Here is a 17,442-nt window from a genome sequence, read left to right on the forward strand (position 1 = left end):
TTAAGTAAATCGCAGTGTTAGAAGTCTTCTAAATACTCATCTAAGTAAGCTTCTTCTTCCTCATTTACTTCTTTGCCGTTTTCCACTTCCGCTTTAAAGTTCTGGCGCTGAATATAAACGTCACGCGTTAATGCGTAAGGATCTGGTGAGTTATCCAGCTGCGCTTCTTGTGGAACAATCAGTGCACGCTTTTCCATACCTTCCAACGCCCACTTACCTAAGCCAGCCCAAAAATTCAGGTAGGACAATGGCAAATACATGCCGTCAACCGTATCCGTGACTTCACGTAAAGTATATGGACCGTAGCCAGGGATCATAAAGTATGGGCCGTTTCCTACTCCGTAGTGGCCGACTGCGTCGCTAAAGGCTTTATTATCGTGTTTGGTAATGCCGGCTTTTGTAGCGATATCAAACAAACCGAAAATACCAAAGGAAGAGTTAATCCAGAAGCGGTTAAAGTGCTCCACCGCTTTAGTGCCATTGCCCATGACTAGATTGTTTACCACACTGGCCGGTTCATCTAAGTTCGCCAGAAAGTTAGCAATACCAAAGCGAATTGGTGTCGGAGTGTATTCAACATACGCCAATGATACTGGACGTACCAAATATGGGTCTAAATAATCATAGTTGATTTCCCACATGGCACGGTTAAAGCCTTCCAACGGATCGTACACATTAGAAGTCGTTTGATTTGTTTCTTCTGTTGTGGCCTCTTCAGGCACAGTTGAACAACCAACCATTCCAACTGCTAACAACAACAAAAAGGTGGTTTTACCCTTGTTATACATTCTATTTTCCATAACGACTATGTTATACCGTTCACTTAATTACAGTGATTAGTATCATTAATATACTCAAGTAACCTAATACATTCTGAAGTCACTTGAGTATATAAACAAAGGCCAGCTAACGCTGGCCTCGGATATTCTACTCGATAGTGTTAAGTCATACCACTGCATGGTACTGACCTGAACACTATTGATATTACTAATTAATACTGCTTATTGATTGTAACTTCAACAGGTTGACCAAATTCGACCACCCCACTTTCACCATGCCAATCATGATCGCGCGTTGCTACGTTACCATCAGAGTCAACACGGACACGCACCAAAAGCTTGTCCAGTGAAGACAGCTTTGAGCCTTGCATCATGGCATTGCCGTCATCTAAAACCACGGTGCGCGGGAACGCCGCTAACGGGTAACGAGCAGCTGCTACAGGCATTGGAGAACCATCAGCGCGGTGAACAGAAACGATGAGAACACCGTTCGGGTTAACCTTAGCTTCAGGAGCCAGATTGATAGTAACTGCGACACTCTTATCAGGTGCAACTGTTTCTCCCATCTGCTTACGCGCACTGTCAATACTACGGGAAAGCATCTCATAACGGCTGTCTTGCGGTCCGATCACTTGCTGCATAATACCCCAGTACTTAATCGCAGCTGGGTAGTCCTTACGCTCAAAAGCATCGAATGCCAGTAGTGAGAACACGCGCAGATCAACCTGATCTTGCTGAACGAGTTTTCCCAGTAGCGAACGTGCGGTGTTCTGATCTATTTCTTCCTGAGACAGCATCAGCGCTTGCGCATAACCCAGCATGATATCAGGGTCCTGAGGCTCAAGATTATATGACTTCTCCATCGCATCGATCGCAGTAGATACATCGCGGTTTGCCAGTGCAATACGGCCTAATAGTAACCAACCGGTTGAGTCTTCCGGCTGATAATGAAGACGTGTACGCAATGCCAAAGTCAAATCTGCCATTTCATCATCGCTTAGCGGCTCAGCTGTACTAGACATTAGCTTTTTTGATAACGCCGGAAGGTTTGCAGAGACTTCCTGCCACTTGACCACCTCTTGGGATGCACCAAATTTGTAGTACAGACCATAGCTCAAGACAACAGTTAAAATCACTGAAGGTACTAATACCGCTACCGGAGAGACTTTTGTCTCCTGATGACTTTTATCACCAGGGATATCATCCAATAACGATTGTTTCAGATCCGAAATCAAATCGTCCTGGTTCTCAACCAGTCCTTCTTCATCCTCTTCCTGTAGCTCTGATAAACGATCTTTATAAAACGCCTTGTTTAGTTCATCACGTAATACTTCATCGTTGTTTGCTTTCTGCTTCATTAGTGGCATTGCCACCATCGCACAGGCAATCAGCGTTAAAACAACAGTAGAAATCCAAAATAGTGTCATTACTTGTTCTCTCCGCTGTTTTCTTCTTTAAGCAACTCTTTGAGTCGAGCTTCTTTTTGCTCGTCCCATTGCTCATCACTATTTGCAACTGCTTTAGCTTTAGATTTGCGGCTACGAATTACAATCAATGTAAAGCCAACCAGAACAACAGCAAGCGGACCAAGCCATAAAATAGCGGTAGCCAACGTAAATGGAGGGTTGTAAGTTACAAAGTTACCATAACGTGCAACCATGTAATCAACGATCTCATCTTTCGACTTGCCCTCTTTCGTCATCTCATACACCTTGTGGCGTAAGTCCTGAGCTAACTCAGCGTTAGAGTCAGAAATCGTATTGTTTTGACACTTAGGGCAACGGAGCGTGTGGCTTAACTCTTTAAACTGCTGCTCTTGTTTTAAGTTATCAAACTCATACACCTCAATTGCAGCTTGAGCCGCCAATGAGAATGTCAGCGCAGCGAATACTGCTAAAATCACCTTTCTCATAGCTTAGCCTCCTCAACCAATTGGTTGTACAGCGGTTCCAAAGTACTTGCCCAGTTGCGCGGATTGACATCACCAACATGTCGGTAGCGGATGATACCGTCGGCATCGATAATGAACGTTTCCGGAGCGCCGTAAACACCTAGATCCAAGCCCAGCATACCGCTGCCATCAAACAGACTAATAAGGTAAGGGTTACCTAAGTCGTTTAACCAGCCAACGGCTTTAGTGCGATCATCTTTATAGTTCATACCAATGATCTTCACGCCTTTATCAGCCAGTTCATTCAGATATTTGTGCTCTGCAAAACAGGTCGGACACCAAGTTGCCCAAACGTTTAACAGTAGCGGCTCACCTTTGAATATTGACTGGTCGTACTGTTTGCCCGGTTCAGCCAGATCCTCAAGGCGGAATGCTGGCACAGTCTTTCCTACTAAAACAGATTCAAGCTTTGTCGGGTCATCACCCTCTTGGTTTCGCATCAACTGCGTTGCAAAGATCCCAGCAAGGACCAAAAAAGCAACTAATGGAATAAACAACACTTTTTTATTCATATTGTGCAACTTGCTCCTTTGACTTAGAGCTCTTCTTAGATGACTTACGGAAACGGTAACGCTTGTCAGAAATCGCCAGGCCACCACCAATTGCCATGATCAAAGCACCAGCCCAGATCCAACGAACAAATGGTTTGTAGTAAATACGGACTGCCCATGAGCGGTTATCTTCCAGACGCTCTCCCATCGCAATGTAAAGGTCACGGGTCACACCGCGATCAATCGCTGCCTCAGTCATCATAGACTTCGCTGTACGATAGAAACGTTTCTCCGCATGCAGCGTATTGATGTAACTGCCGTTATGAGTCACTTCAAAATCAGCGATATAACCATCATAGTTCGGACCATCTTTGTCACGCAGGCCAGAGAAATAGAAATCATAACCCTGAATCTGGAAATGCTCACCCGGTGCCAGACGTACATCGCGTTCAATACTGTAATTTTGCACCATCGCAATACCAATAATGGTTACTGCCAGACCAATGTGCCCCATCATCATCGCCCAGTGACTGCGTTGTAATTTACCGACACCTTCGACAAAACTATGGCGATGCGTTGCACGTCCATGTAACTCAAAACCATGCATTACGATGATCCAAATCGCCATAACCCAACCGATGTAGGCCATAATCTGGAAGAAATCAGCAAACAGATAAACACATACGGCCGCTAATAGCAGTGCAGTTACCCCTGAGATCACCATTGGTTTAACAATGGATGACAACTGGTCTCGCTTCCAGCGGATAAGTGGACCTATGCCTAACAAGAAGGCAAACGGCATCATCAGCCACGCGAACAACATGTCGAAGAATGGCGCGCCAATAGAAACAGAGCCCAAACCAATTTGTTTGTGAACCAGCGGCAGCAAAGTACCAACCAACACAACAACAAGTGCTGCGATGAGTAATACATTGTTACCTAGCAAGACGTTTTCACGTGATACTAAGCTGAAGTTTCCGCGTACACGGACAGATGCCCCTTTAAGAGCAAACAATAACAGCGAGCCACCGATAACAAATACGAGGAAGCCAAGAATAAACATGCCTCGAGCCGGATCAGAGGCAAATGCGTGTACGGATACCAAAATACCTGAACGTACAAGGAACGTGCCTAGCAGACTCAGCGAGAATGCAGAGATTGCCAATAACACTGTCCACGCCTTAAACGTGCCGCGCTTCTCTGTCACAGCCAGAGAGTGCATCAATGCAGTACCAGCTAGCCAAGGCATAAATGACGCGTTTTCTACCGGGTCCCAGAACCACCAGCCACCCCAGCCTAATTCGTAATACGCCCACCAAGAGCCTAATGCGATACCTACTGTGAGGAATACCCAAGCGGCAGTTGTCCAGGGACGAGACCAGCGAGCCCAGGCTGTATCAAGACGCCCGGTCATCAAAGAAGCAATTGCAAATGAGAATGCTACAGAGAAGCCTACATAACCCATGTAAAGCATAGGCGGGTGAACAATCAGACCCGGATCTTGCAGAAGCGGGTTTAAGTCACGGCCGTCAACAGGGAAGAATGGCAAGGTGCGCAGGAACGGGCTGGAGGTAAAGATGATAAACATCAGGAAGCCAACAGAAATCATCCCCATCACAGCCAATACGCGAGCGACAGATTCCTGTGGCATACCGCGACTGAATGTCGCCACGGCAACTGTCCAGGCAGCCTGGATTAGAACCCAAAGAAGTAGCGAACCTTCGTGCGCACCCCAAACAGCGGTCAGACGGTAATACCAGGGTAACTGGCTGTTTGAGTTACTGGCTACATACTGCAGCGTAAAGTCGTTAGTATAAAAGCCCCAACATAAAATTATGAAGGAGAACAACAGCATAATGAACATCGACCAAGATAACGGCCGAGCTGTATTCATCAGCATGGTGCTATTATTTGATGCACCCCATAGTGGCAGTATGCTTAGCAGCACAGCCATCGCGAGCGATAATATGAGGGCAAAGTGACCGATTTCTGCAATCATTGGTCGCTTCCTTGTTTTTGCTCAGAGCTGTATTTCATCGGTTCATGCGTTTTTTCCATCGCAGCTGCGATTTCTGGCGGCATGTAATCTTCATCGTGTTTCGCTAGCACTTCAAACGCTTCAATTGTAGTCGCGTCACGCAAAACACCCTGTGCAACAATGCCCTGTCCTTCACGGAACAAGTCTGGAAGAATACCTTCGTAAACGACGGTCACTTTAGGGCCTATATCGTGCAGGTCAAAACTTACTTTCAATGAATCAGGATCGCGACGAACCGAGCCGTTAACCACCATACCACCGATTCGCAGACGCTGACCAACTTCTGGCTTAGTGCCATCCTCTTTACCATTGACCAGCTCTGTAGGCGTGTAGAAAAGGTCCATATTCTGGTTAAGCGCATAAAGCATCAAACCAATGGTTGCACTGATACCGACAAAGATAGCTAATACAACTCCCAGCCTCTTTTTACGTCTCGGGTTCATAACGTGTTCTCCATATTCTTCGCTGCGTCAATACGAGCTTGACGGTCAATTTTTGCTTTCACTTCATCCAATAATGCGTCACCGCGACGAAGACTAGTAATTAAAAGGATCAGCATCGATAGAAAGGTGATGCCAAACGAGCTCCATACGTATGATGCGTAGCCACCCATGGCAAAAAAGTCGCTCAGAGATTCAAAATACATAATTAACTACCTCACTGAGTTTTTTCTGTTGCAATTTGACGTACCCAAGGGCGGTGACCCTCTTTACTGATGATTTCATTTCTGAAACGCACCATGGTCACGGCACCAAAGAAGAACGCAAAACCCAAAATATTCAGTAACAGTGGCCAGAGCATGTCAGCTGAAATGGATGGTTGCTCGAACTTCGTGATAGTCGCACCTTGGTGCAGCGTGTTCCACCATTCAACCGAGAAATGGATGATTGGTAAGTTCACAACACCAACGATGGCTAAAATACCTGCGGCTTTTGCTGCGGTCTTTTGATCATCAAAAGCGTGGTACAGCGCAATAACCCCTAAATATAAAAATAGAAGAATAAGTTCAGAAGTAAGGCGAGCATCCCATACCCACCAAGTGCCCCACATTGGCTTACCCCATACCGCGCCGGTTACCAATGCAATAAAGGTGTATACCGCGCCGATAGGAGCCATAGCTAACGCAGCCATATCGGAAAGACGGACTTGCCATACGAGTCCAATAAACGCAGCTATCGCCATCGACAGGTAAGCGCCCATAGACCACATAGCGGATGGAACATGAATATAGATGATTCGGAAACTATCACCTTGTTGATAATCAGAAGGCGCAAACGCCAATCCCCAAACCGTACCAACAGTCAAGCACACGAGGGCTAATACAGAAAACCACGGCAGGAACTTACCACTCAGGCGGTAAGCCGCTTCAGGCTTGGCGTAAGGATGTAGCCATTTCCACATGTTTTGTTCTCACTCTTACTATCAGGGGCACAGTCTGACTGGCCTGAGCCATTGCTGTGCTTTAATCATTAAGTAAGCCCTTTCAGAAGGACCACTTGTTAATGTTAGTTAACACTAACCCGCAACGCAGCACTGATTGCAAATGGTGTGAATGTTATCGCACCCATTAGCATCGCGCCTAAAATCGCCAGTTGGCCGTTATACGCCACACCGAGCGCCGCCGCATCAATTGCAGACGTTGCAAAAATCAGGATTGGGATATAGAGCGGAAGAACAAGCAGACTTAAAAGTACGCCGCCCTTTTGCAACCCAACCGTCAGTGCCACACCAATGGCACCAATAAAACTAAGCGCTGGTGTACCTACAGCTAATGTAAGCACAACCGCAAGCCAAGTATCGAAATCAAGAGAAAGTAAAACCGCTAACAGAGGACTGATCAAAATAAGTGGTAAGCCCGTTAACAGCCAGTGAGCAATAACCTTCGAAATCACGACAAGTTGCAATGGGATTGGCATAAGCATCATTTGCTCCAATGCACCGTCTTGAAAGTCATCACGAAACAGACGCTCTAATGATAATAATGCAGACAGCAATGCAGCAACCCAAACAATGCCTGCTGAAATACGTGCTAACAAATTTGGCTCAGGACCAATACTCAGAGGAAACAAGGTGATAACAATGATAAAAAACCAAAGCGGATTCAGAATGTCTGCTTGACGGCGATATGCAATCAAGAGCTCGCGACGAATAATAGTGGTCATGGCCGAGATCATATCAATCACCCAGTTTAATTTTTCTAAGTTTAGAGCTGTCGGAAAACATATCTTGGTGTGTGGTCAGAATAACGATGCCGCCGCTGTCGGCATGATTAGCAAACAATGCTTCTAATACCTTGACGCCTTGTTTATCAATGGCCGTAAGTGGCTCATCTAAAATCCACAAAATTTGCTTGCTCAGCCACAGCCTTGCCAGCGCTACGCGACGTTGCTGACCCGCAGAGAGCTGTGCCACAGGAATATCTTCCCTTCCCGCTAAGCCAACTTGCGTCAATGCAGTATATATTTCATCGTCGGAGGTGTGATTATTGTGGATAGACTGATAAAAACGGAGGTTTTCTAATGCAGTTAGTTCACGCTTTACGCCGGTTTGATGCCCCAGGAACAGGAGGTCACGATGAAAGATATCCCGAGATTTTTCAACCTCTTCTCCCTTCCACTTGATGATGCCGTCTTCCCTGTCACCTAACCCGGTAACAATTCGTAACAGCGTCGTTTTTCCTGTTCCGTTTCGCCCTTCAATCTGAACCAGTTCGCCTGGTTTTATTTCAAATTTCAAGTTTTCAAACAGGACCCTTTCATCACGGATCGCAGTAAGGTTAGACACTTCTAACATAGGGCTTCAACTAAATAATGAACGAGCGCGTATATTAGCACAGCTTACTTAAGACGAAACAGGATAAGAGGCTATAGATGTAAGTAAGTTCATGAATTTTTGTTAACTTAACTACACAATCCGATAAAATTAACCATAAATAGTTATATATACCCAAGTGACTTCAAGATGCAGGATTCAGAGCATCTTGATGTTACTTGGGTATACATTGACAGCGATAGTGCATTAATTTCATAACAGGCCAAACGTTCATTTCTGAAGCTTATAAACAAAAAAAGAAGCCGAAGCTTCTTTTTTGTTTAGGAGTCTGTTCTAACGTCGTCTTTTTCCGCGTGAAGGATAGTTCTGCGCTTCAGATGGACGACCGCTGAGTGGCGGAATTTTTTCTTTACCTGCAAGCTTTTTCTGTAGCGATAGCATCAGCTCAGCTTCTGCTTTTGGTAACTCGCACTCTTCAATCAGCTCGTTGATATCTGCGCCAAGCTGAACCATTTTGGATGCTCGGCTGTATAACCTGCCGTCTGTATCTGCATGTTCGAGCTCGCGAATGCGCTCGTTTAAATGCTGAATAATATCTTGCTGCTCTGTAACCTTTTGTCCGAGGCCTACGACGACAGACCGAACTTCCAGTAACTGTTTGTTCAGTTTCTGCATATCTTTATCGGCTTGACGGACTTGAGCTCGCTGGTGATCGATTTTCTTTTGCAAACCAGAGCGGATACGCAGTTGAAAAACGAACAGCAACAAGACAATGAAAGCCACGCCACCAGTAATAACAGGTACAGATAGAAAATTCACTTCAGCCATGATCATTCAGCCAATTACAGGTGAGCCATTTCATCCCATTCGTCTTCAGAAAGCAGCTTGTTTAGGTCTACCAGGATAAGGAGCTTGCCATCGCGGTTGCTAACGCCCTGAATAAACTTAGCACTCTCGTCGGTACCAACAGAAGGTGTAGTGTCAATCTCAGAAGAACGCAGGTAAACTACTTCCGCTACGCTATCAACCAGAATACCAATCACCTGACGTTCAGACTCGATAACAATAATACGTGTATTATCAGTAACCTCGCCTTCCATCAGGCCGAAACGTGAACGCGTATCGATAACCGTTACTACGTTGCCACGCAGGTTAATAATACCCAGCACATAATCTGGCGCACCCGGAACAGGGGCTATTTCTGTGTAACGAAGCACTTCACGTACCTGCATTACGTTAATGCCGTACGTTTCTTCTTCTAGCTGGAACGTCACCCACTGAAGAACTTCGTCATTGGTTACATCTTTCTTCACTTCTACTTCAAAAGCTTGAGACATAGTTAATCCTCGTTAATGTCGTTCCCGACTTTATTCTAATTTATTGATTTCACGTCTAAACCAGCGTTTAGCATCTCAACAAGTGCCTTTACATGAATTAAAGCACACATTTTTTCTTTCACCATGCCCGCTAGCCAAGGCCGCTTTCCAGCCTCTTGTCGCCAGCGAACTTTGTCGATATTGAGCGATTCGGTCCCCATTAACTGGTTACTGGCCAAACCCCAGTTGCTTTCACCAAGCATCACGACATATTGGTAGTTATCTTTATATTGTTCATCGCGGAGTTTATCCGCCATCACCCACTTCGCAGTATCGACCACATCAAACTTCTGTTCACGATTGGTCTGCAATCCCAGATACCATCCAGGTTTGCCTATCAGGTGATTAAGTTCAGTAATACGATGAATACCGCCTAGCTCATCAAGCGGCACGGCAAAAAGCACTTCATTAACGTCGAAGTAGAGAACCTGAAAGTCTTCAGCTCGCTGAGTACTTTCCCACGACGTCACCAGTGCCGGGCTTGTCTGTGTTTCAGGCTCTGTCGATACCTGAGTTTCTGTTTCAATGACTTCCTCAGGCTCTGCCTGTGGCAAATCAGGTTCAGACTGCGCCGAGACAATGGTAGGCGCTTCAACAACCCAATCCTGAACCTCTTCAGCCACAGCAACAGGTGTTGGAATCTGTTCCACAACCGGCTTAGATTGTGAGGCAATATCTATCGTGTTCTGTGCCAAAATATCGTCGATGTCTAACTCATCAACCACATCGGTGGATTGAAGCTGACTCAACAATCGTTCAACATCCTCTAAGTTAGGGGCCTGCAACTCCGAGGTATAGGACTCCCGAAATGGGTAAGATTCTACCTTAACAGGTTGTAACGCTAATTCTGGCTCTGGCTCTGGCTCTGGCTCTGGCTCTGGCTCTGGCTCTGGCTCTGGCTCTGCAGATGATAACTCCGATTCAGACGAATCTAGTGCTTCTGAAATATCTGTTTCTACTTCTGCTTCTTCACCAAGCAAAGCGCAGAAATAATCATCAAGCGCTTGCTCACTGGAAAGTACGTCATGATTACTCATCAAGCGCTAACCTCTCCAGATAAATCAGTAACTGCTTGTAAGCAAATACGCCACGACTGCCTGATGCAAAGTGAGAAGCCGGTAAGTGCTTAAGACTGGCATCGCGGAACTTGGTGTCGATTGGTACCGCAGATGTCCACACCTGATTCGGATAATCCTGTTTCAGTTGCGTTAGTGTCTGCAGCGAGGCGCGGGTACGCTTGTCGTACATTGTCGGTACTATCGTAACGTTAAAGCCGCCCGGACGAGACTTCTGCATGATGGTCAGCGTGCGCATCATACGCTCAAGACCTTTCATTGCTAAGAACTCTGTCTGAACCGGGATCAGAATACGGTCACTGGCTGCAAGTGCGTTGACCATCATCACGCCTAGGATCGGCGGACAGTCTATCAACACATAGTCGTAATCTTGTTCTACGGTTTTCAACGCACGCTTCAGGATAAGCCCCATACCACTGCGATTCCCCATCACGCGATCCAGTGTCGCAAGGGACATATGTGCGGGTATGATATCCATCCCTTCTAGCTTTGTTTCAAGGATTAAAGGTTTTACCGTTTCACGGGAAAACGTCTTTAGCTGAAACAAGTCAAATAAACTTGATGAGACATTATCTGAATCATAACCGAGGTAAGTCGTCAGTGATCCGTGCGGATCGGTATCGACCATAAGCACTCGATGACCTTGCTGGCTCAAAAGACCCGCTAATGTCACAGTGGATGTCGTTTTACCTACACCACCTTTTTGGTTAGCTACACTCCAAACGATCATGATCTATCCTACGCTAACCCCAACTCTACCAGCATACGCTCGCTAATGCGGTCGAGAGGTAAATCTTCAGACGAAAGCCCCGCTTTGGCAACAGCTTGTGGCATACCATATACCACGCAGCTGTCTTCATCCTGCGCCCAAATGGTTGAACCGGCAGATTTCAGCATACGTGCACCTTCGCGACCGTCAGCACCCATACCGGTAAGTACGAGTGACAGTACTTTGTCTCCATACACTTTGGCAGCAGAACCGAAGGTAACATCGACACACGGTTTGTAGTTCATGCGATCGCCACCATCTATGATACGCAGACGCGCGGCACCTGCACGGCCATCAACCATCATCTGCTTACCGCCGGGAGCAAGATAAGCAACGCCCGCCTGTAAAACATCACCATCCTGTGCTTCTCTAACCTGAATCTTGCACAGAGAGTTCAAGCGGCTGGCAAAGGCGGCAGTAAAGGTCGCAGGCATATGCTGGATAAGAACAATCGGATGCGGATAGTTAACCGGCAATTGCGTCAGTATCTTTTGCAATGCAACAGGCCCGCCAGTAGACGTACCAATCGCCGTCAGCTGATATCTCTTACCCGAAGCACGATATTTCGACACTGACGGACGTGGAGCTGCCACTGCGGTGTTCGAAGGACGTGTTGCCAACGGTCGTGCAGTTGACGTCTCACTCACGGTCGAGGTCCGTACTGCAGGGCGGCGCAAATATGCGCGCTTGGATGCTATCTGAATCACACGCTGCTGAAGAAGCGATACTGCCTCATCACGGTTACGTGCAATGTCTTCAAACTTTTTCGGTAAGAAATCCAGAGCGCCTGCATCGAGCGCATCAAGTGTTGCTTTCGCCCCATCATGAGTCAGGGACGAAAACATCAGGATTGGCGTAGGAGACGCTGCCATTATCTCACGGACGGCAGTAATACCATCCATCACGGGCATTTCAATATCCATGGTAATGACGTCTGGCTTGAGCGACTTGGCTTTTTCCACCGCTTCTTTGCCATTAACCGCAACGTCAATTACCTCTAGGCGCGATTCTGAGTTGATGATTTCGCTAACGCGACGACGGAAAAAACTTGAATCATCTACGACTAGTACTTTAATCGCCATTTTGTTCCTTTTCTAAACCTCAGCTTCGCTTAAATGCGAGAAGCCGATGCGTATCGCGTAAGTAAATCTGGCACATCAAGAATCAGGGCGATGTGACCATCACTAGTGATAGTTGCACCTGCCATACCCGGGGTACCTTGCAATAATTTGTCCAGCGGTTTGATAACCACTTCTTCCTGACCAATGAGAGTATCAACCACAAAACCAACGCGCTGACTGCCCAACTGAACGATCACCACATGACCGTGTCCGGTACGCTGTTCAACTCGAGGAGATTTGGCAGCCAACCAGTTTTGCAGATAGAACAGCGGAATAGACTTATCGCGAACAATGATAGTCAGCTGACCGTCAACCACATTGGTACGGCTTAAATCTAAATGGAAGATTTCATTTACCGATGCCAGAGGTAACGCAAACGGATGGCCACCAACGCCAACCATCAGAGTTGGCAGGATTGCCAGCGTAAGCGGTACTTTGATAGTAATCTTAGTGCCTTTACCAAGCTCAGAGTCGATATCAATAGAACCATTCAGCGTATTGATTGCGGTCTTCACCACATCCATACCTACGCCGCGGCCTGAAATATCAGAAATTTTCTCTTTACTAGAGAAACCCGGTGCAAAGATTAAGTTGAAACACTCTTTGTCGGTCAAACGAGCGGCAGCGTCTTCGTCCATCATGCCGCGTTTAACGGCGATACCACGAAGTTTGTTTGGATCCATACCGCCACCGTCATCGACGATCGCCAGTTCAATATGGTCGCCTTCTTGCGATGCAGAAAGAATCACTTTACCGGTACGTGATTTACCCGCTTGTACGCGATCATCCGGCATTTCAATACCGTGGTCGACAGAGTTACGCACCAAGTGGATCAATGGGTCGGCCAGAGCCTCAACCAGGTTTTTATCCAGGTCAGTTTCTTCACCGCGCATTTCCAGCACGATGTCTTTGTTCAGGTTGCGCGCCAGGTCGCGAACAACACGCGGGAAGCGGCCAAACACTTTTTTGATTGGCTGCATGCGTGTTTTCATTACGGCACCTTGAAGGTCTGCAGTAACTACATCAAGGTTGGCCACCGCTTTCGACATTTCTTCGTCGTTGCTGTTTAGCCCGAGGCTCAACAAACGGTTACGCACCAGTACAAGCTCGCCGACCATGTTCATAATGGTATCAAGCGTAGAAGTATCAACACGCACCGTCGCTTCTGCTTGTGGCTTTTTAACAGCAGGGGCTGATGCTTTTGCTTCTTCTTTCTTTGCAACCGGTTGTGATTGTGGCTGTACTGCAGGAGCCTGAGCTTTCGGCACATCGGCTACTGTATTTACCGTTGCTGGCTTAGTCGCTGCTTCCAGTTCTTCAACTGACGGTCCTTTACCGCTGCCGTGTAATTCATCTAGCAGTTTCTCGAACTCATCATCCGTCATCAGATCGCTGTCTGAGGATGAAGCACTTACAGACGCAACCGGCTCAGGAGCTTTTGTTGGTTCAGTAGACATCTCGCCTGACGTAGTCGGGCTCTTACCAACGCCATGCAGCTCGTCAAGAAGACGTTCAAACTCATCGTCAGTAATATCGCCACTGTCACTAGCAGGTGCACTTGCCTGTACAGGTGCAGAAGGTGCTGGCTTAGACGCGCCAGGTGCACTGCCTTTACCGTGCAGTTCATCCAGCAGCTTTTCAAATTCGTCTTGGGTAATATCATCCACAGAACCCGTACCAGAATCGGCTGCAGGAGCAGATGGTTCGTCAACAACAGGTTCAGGAGTTACCACCTCTGGTACAGCGGCTGCGCTGGCAACCACTTCATCCTGTGACTCAGGTTTACACAGGCGGTGTAATTCTTCCAGAAGAGCAGGGTCAGCCGCTTCTGGTTCTTCACGCTCTTTTACAGCCTGGAACTGAGTATTTACTGTGTCCAGCGCCTTAAGCATGGTATCCATCAAGCTTGGCGTTACTGAACGTTGACCGTTGCGTAAAATGTCGAATACATTCTCGGCACCATGGCAAGTGTCTACCAGTTCAGCGAGTGAAAGGAAGCCGGCTCCGCCTTTTACAGTATGAAATCCGCGGAAAATGGCATTAAGTAAGTCTTTGTCTTCTGGGTTGTTTTCCAATTCCACCAACTGCTCAGACAGCAGTTCGAGAATCTCCCCAGCTTCAATTAAAAAGTCCTGAAGAATATCTTCGTCTAAATCGTAGCTCATACGTTACCTTTAAAATCCAAGACTGGACAACAAGTCATCGACTTCGTCCTGGGATGAAACCGCATCTTCTCTCTGTTCAGGATGAAGAATCGGACCCTCGGCTTCACTTGATGATTTAACTTTTTTATCTGCCGATGTTGCAAAAACTTGAGTCTGTTCTTCTGATTTGTTTCCGGAGAATACGGTGAGAATGTCCACTAAACGGCTTTCCACCTCATTCACTAGGGTAATTACCCGGCGAATAATTTGGCCTGTTAAGTCTTGGAAGTCTTGCGCCATGAGAATTTCGGTCAATTGGCCGCGTAACTCAGTGCTGTCACCTTCTACCTGAACTAACAGTTCTTCGATACGATGACAAAGTGCTTTGAATTCGCTTAACTCAATACGACCGCGCATCAGTTCATTCCATTGAGGGCGGACTTGTTGGAGACCGTCATGCAAGTTATCAGCGATAGGAAGGCAGCAATCTACTGCATCCATCGTCTTATTTGCTGCCAGTTCCGTTTTCTCGATCACATAGTTCAGACGGTCCCTTGCGTCAGGGATTTCGTCTTTCGCAATTTCAGTCATGCGTTGTTCGAGATTGAACTGCTTTAGTGAATCATGGAGATCACGTGTTAGTGCTCCAATTTCCTGAAGCATTGGGTTCTCAGTGCCTTCATATATTGAGGCTACAAGCCGGTTGGCTTGCTCCTGCTCTTCGTTTTCCAGCATCTGAACGAGCGACTTCGCCTGCTCTAGTGAGATCATTCTGAATAGACCCTTTACGTTTAGTTCTTCTTATCGCTTTAGTAAACGCTCATAGAGTCATTTGTAATGTTTTTTTATTTGATATCAAAGACTCAAGTAGCAAAAGAGAAAAGAGAGTTATAAACGCTCGAAAATTTTATCTAGTTTTTCTTTTAGTGTTGCAGCTGTAAATGGCTTAACAATGTAACCATTAACGCCTGCCTGAGCAGCTTCGATGATCTGCTCTCGCTTAGCTTCTGCTGTGATCATAAGAACCGGAAGGTGCTTAAGTTCCGCATCTGCACGGATATGTTTAAGTAAGTCGATACCTTGCATCCCTGGCATGTTCCAATCCGTCACGACAAAATCGAAGTCACCTTTTTTCAGCATAGGTAAAGCAGTTAAACCATCATCCGCTTCCTGAGTGTTATTGAAACCTAAGTCACGAAGCAGGTTTTTAACAATACGGCGCATTGTTGAAAAGTCATCAACAATAAGGATCTTCATGTTTTTATTCAAAATAGCCTCCACTGAATCGTAAATCAGTGTTTTTAATTATTTTGTGTCCACGCACTGAGCTTGGTGCGTAAACGTTGCATCGACTGACTCAGTATTTGGCTGACGCGAGATTCGCTTACACCCAATACATCACCAATTTCTTTTAAATTGAGTTCTTCGTCATAATAAAGCGAAAGTACCAAAGCTTCACGCTCTGGAAGCTGTTTTATTGATTCAACCAACGCTTTGCGAAAAGATTCATCAGCAACCCCTTTAAACGGGTTGCTGTTATCGCTTTCATCGGCGGGTGAAATCACATCATCAGAGACACCCAAATCTTCAATACCGACCAATTTAGAGCAGTTTATATCGGTTAGAGCACTATGATATTGGTCTAGTGTCATCCCGAGATGTGCTGCAACTTCCGAATCAGTCGGATCGCGATTCAGAATGCCTTCCAGCTCTGCGATAGCCTGATTGATCTCTCGATTATTTTTATGGACAGAACGCGGTACCCAGTCCCCTTTACGCATATCATCTAACATTGCGCCACGGATACGAATACCAGCGTAAGTTTCAAAGCTCGCACCTTTAGTCGCATCGTAATTCTGCTGAGCTTCGATAAGACCAATCATGCCAGCCTGAATTAGATCTTCTACCTGCACACTCGGCGGTAAGCGGCCTAAAAGGTGATGAGCAATACGTTTAACCAAAACAGAATAGCGCTCGATGAACGCTCGTTGACTGTTGAACTTACCGTTTTGGTCGTAGGTTACTGCATTATTCACCAAACGGATCCTCTACGAAATCACCACGACTTAACAACCTTTCGACGAAAAACTCCAAGTGTCCACTTGGTGTCTTTGGTATTGGCCACGTTAACGCTTTGTTTGCCAGAGAGCTGATCGCTAACGCAGCTGGAGAGCGCGGGAATGCTTCAACGACAATTTTTTGTCGTTTCACCGCTTGTCTTACCTTATCGTCTAGAGGAATACAGGCGACGAGTTCCAGGCTTACATTTAAAAATCTTTCCGTAACCAGCGTTAGTTTTGCAAACAGTTCGCGTCCTTCTCGGTAGCTTCGAACCATGTTGGCAACGACTTTAAAGCGTTGAACCTGATGTTCTTTACTCAATAGCTTAATTAACGCGTATGCATCGGTGATAGAAGTCGGTTCATCACACACAACAACCACAACATCCTGAGCTGCGCGTGAGAAACTGATAACCATATCAGAAATACCCGCCGCCGTGTCAATAAGCAGGATATCCATTTCGTCTTCGAGACTACCAAAGGCACGGATCAGGCCGGCGTGCTGCGCATGCGAAAGTTCCGTCATGCTCTGCGTACCAGACGTTGCCGGGATTATCTTGATACCATAAGGCCCTTCGACAATCGCATCTTTCAACTCACATTCGCCTGCCAGAACATGTCCCAGATTACGCTTTGTGCGAATACCCAGCATCACGTCGATATTAGCCAGACCCAGGTCAGCATCGAGAACCATCACTTTTTTGCCTTGGCGAGCCATAGAGATCGCCAAACCCAGTGTTACATTTGATTTTCCCACGCCACCTTTACCGCCGGTAACTGCGATTACCTTGGTCAATGATGGTTGTGTTAAGCGACGGAGGCCGCTTGCTTGATCGTGTATCATATTCTCAGTCATAGTCATCCG

General features: G+C 46.5%; 20 protein-coding genes. All 20 read right to left on the reverse strand.

Annotation, left to right across the window (positions count from 1 at the left end):
• Positions 1 to 17: 17 nt before the first annotated feature.
• Positions 18 to 788 carry a VacJ family lipoprotein gene (locus KHN79_RS09610; RefSeq protein ID WP_182008583.1) on the reverse strand — a complete coding sequence of 257 codons (771 nt, stop codon included), beginning with the start codon at positions 786 to 788 and terminating at the stop codon, positions 18 to 20.
• A 203-nt stretch (positions 789 to 991) separates the two neighbouring features.
• Positions 992 to 2,206: a c-type cytochrome biogenesis protein CcmI gene (ccmI, locus tag KHN79_RS09615; RefSeq protein WP_182008584.1), complete on the reverse strand. Its 1,215-nt coding sequence runs from the start codon at positions 2,204 to 2,206 to the stop codon at positions 992 to 994.
• A complete protein-coding gene (locus KHN79_RS09620; RefSeq protein WP_182008585.1) occupies positions 2,206 to 2,691 on the reverse strand; it encodes a cytochrome c-type biogenesis protein in 486 nt (161 codons plus the stop codon). The genes ccmI and KHN79_RS09620 overlap by 1 nt, the downstream gene beginning before the upstream one ends.
• A complete protein-coding gene (locus tag KHN79_RS09625) occupies positions 2,688 to 3,242 on the reverse strand; it encodes a DsbE family thiol:disulfide interchange protein (protein ID WP_182008586.1) in 555 nt (184 codons plus the stop codon). Before KHN79_RS09625 ends, KHN79_RS09620 begins: the two co-directional genes overlap by 4 nt.
• Complete coding sequence (locus KHN79_RS09630; RefSeq protein ID WP_182008587.1) at positions 3,235 to 5,220, reverse strand: heme lyase CcmF/NrfE family subunit; 1,986 nt, start codon at positions 5,218 to 5,220, stop codon at positions 3,235 to 3,237. Before KHN79_RS09630 ends, KHN79_RS09625 begins: the two co-directional genes overlap by 8 nt.
• Positions 5,217 to 5,702 carry a cytochrome c maturation protein CcmE gene (ccmE, locus tag KHN79_RS09635; RefSeq protein ID WP_182008588.1) on the reverse strand — a complete coding sequence of 162 codons (486 nt, stop codon included), beginning with the start codon at positions 5,700 to 5,702 and terminating at the stop codon, positions 5,217 to 5,219. Before ccmE ends, KHN79_RS09630 begins: the two co-directional genes overlap by 4 nt.
• On the reverse strand, positions 5,699 to 5,905 hold the full coding sequence (ccmD, locus tag KHN79_RS09640) for a heme exporter protein CcmD (RefSeq protein WP_182008589.1): 207 nt from the start codon (positions 5,903 to 5,905) through the stop codon (positions 5,699 to 5,701). The genes ccmE and ccmD overlap by 4 nt, the downstream gene beginning before the upstream one ends.
• An 11-nt stretch (positions 5,906 to 5,916) precedes the next feature.
• The gene (locus tag KHN79_RS09645; RefSeq protein ID WP_182008590.1) at positions 5,917 to 6,660 is read right to left on the reverse strand and encodes a heme ABC transporter permease; all 744 of its coding nucleotides are present in this window, start codon (positions 6,658 to 6,660) and stop codon (positions 5,917 to 5,919) included.
• Between the two features lie 104 nt (positions 6,661 to 6,764).
• Positions 6,765 to 7,433 (reverse strand): heme exporter protein CcmB, encoded by a 669-nt coding sequence (ccmB, locus tag KHN79_RS09650; protein WP_182008591.1) that lies wholly within the window; start codon positions 7,431 to 7,433, stop codon positions 6,765 to 6,767.
• A 1-nt stretch (position 7,434) separates the two neighbouring features.
• Positions 7,435 to 8,052 carry a cytochrome c biogenesis heme-transporting ATPase CcmA gene (ccmA, locus tag KHN79_RS09655; protein WP_182008592.1) on the reverse strand — a complete coding sequence of 206 codons (618 nt, stop codon included), beginning with the start codon at positions 8,050 to 8,052 and terminating at the stop codon, positions 7,435 to 7,437.
• A 312-nt stretch (positions 8,053 to 8,364) separates the two neighbouring features.
• Positions 8,365 to 8,859, reverse strand: a complete 495-nt coding sequence (locus tag KHN79_RS09660) for a DUF2802 domain-containing protein (protein WP_182008593.1) — start codon at positions 8,857 to 8,859, stop codon at positions 8,365 to 8,367.
• 14 nt (positions 8,860 to 8,873) lie between these two features.
• Positions 8,874 to 9,368, reverse strand: a complete 495-nt coding sequence (locus tag KHN79_RS09665; protein ID WP_182008594.1) for a chemotaxis protein CheW — start codon at positions 9,366 to 9,368, stop codon at positions 8,874 to 8,876.
• 35 nt (positions 9,369 to 9,403) lie between these two features.
• Positions 9,404 to 10,444 (reverse strand): chemotaxis protein CheW, encoded by a 1,041-nt coding sequence (locus KHN79_RS09670; RefSeq protein WP_182008595.1) that lies wholly within the window; start codon positions 10,442 to 10,444, stop codon positions 9,404 to 9,406.
• Entirely contained in the window at positions 10,437 to 11,213 is a 777-nt protein-coding gene (locus tag KHN79_RS09675; protein ID WP_182008596.1) for a ParA family protein, read from the reverse strand. The genes KHN79_RS09670 and KHN79_RS09675 overlap by 8 nt, the downstream gene beginning before the upstream one ends.
• Positions 11,214 to 11,221: 8 nt before the next feature.
• Entirely contained in the window at positions 11,222 to 12,334 is a 1,113-nt protein-coding gene (locus KHN79_RS09680; RefSeq protein WP_182008597.1) for a chemotaxis response regulator protein-glutamate methylesterase, read from the reverse strand.
• Between the two features lie 29 nt (positions 12,335 to 12,363).
• Positions 12,364 to 14,538 (reverse strand): chemotaxis protein CheA, encoded by a 2,175-nt coding sequence (locus tag KHN79_RS09685; protein ID WP_182008598.1) that lies wholly within the window; start codon positions 14,536 to 14,538, stop codon positions 12,364 to 12,366.
• A gap of 9 nt (positions 14,539 to 14,547) precedes the next feature.
• The gene (locus KHN79_RS09690) at positions 14,548 to 15,288 is read right to left on the reverse strand and encodes a protein phosphatase CheZ (RefSeq protein WP_182008599.1); all 741 of its coding nucleotides are present in this window, start codon (positions 15,286 to 15,288) and stop codon (positions 14,548 to 14,550) included.
• 117 nt (positions 15,289 to 15,405) lie between these two features.
• Positions 15,406 to 15,774, reverse strand: a complete 369-nt coding sequence (cheY, locus tag KHN79_RS09695) for a chemotaxis response regulator CheY (protein WP_017635949.1) — start codon at positions 15,772 to 15,774, stop codon at positions 15,406 to 15,408.
• A gap of 44 nt (positions 15,775 to 15,818) precedes the next feature.
• Entirely contained in the window at positions 15,819 to 16,553 is a 735-nt protein-coding gene (locus KHN79_RS09700) for an RNA polymerase sigma factor FliA (protein WP_182008600.1), read from the reverse strand.
• Positions 16,546 to 17,433, reverse strand: coding sequence for a MinD/ParA family protein (locus KHN79_RS09705; protein ID WP_182008601.1), 888 nt, complete (start codon positions 17,431 to 17,433; stop codon positions 16,546 to 16,548). The genes KHN79_RS09700 and KHN79_RS09705 overlap by 8 nt, the downstream gene beginning before the upstream one ends.
• Between the last annotated feature and the right edge of the window lie 9 nt (positions 17,434 to 17,442).

It is taken from the genome of Vibrio sp. B1FLJ16 (genome assembly GCF_905175385.1).
GTDB lineage: Bacteria > Pseudomonadota > Gammaproteobacteria > Enterobacterales > Vibrionaceae > Vibrio.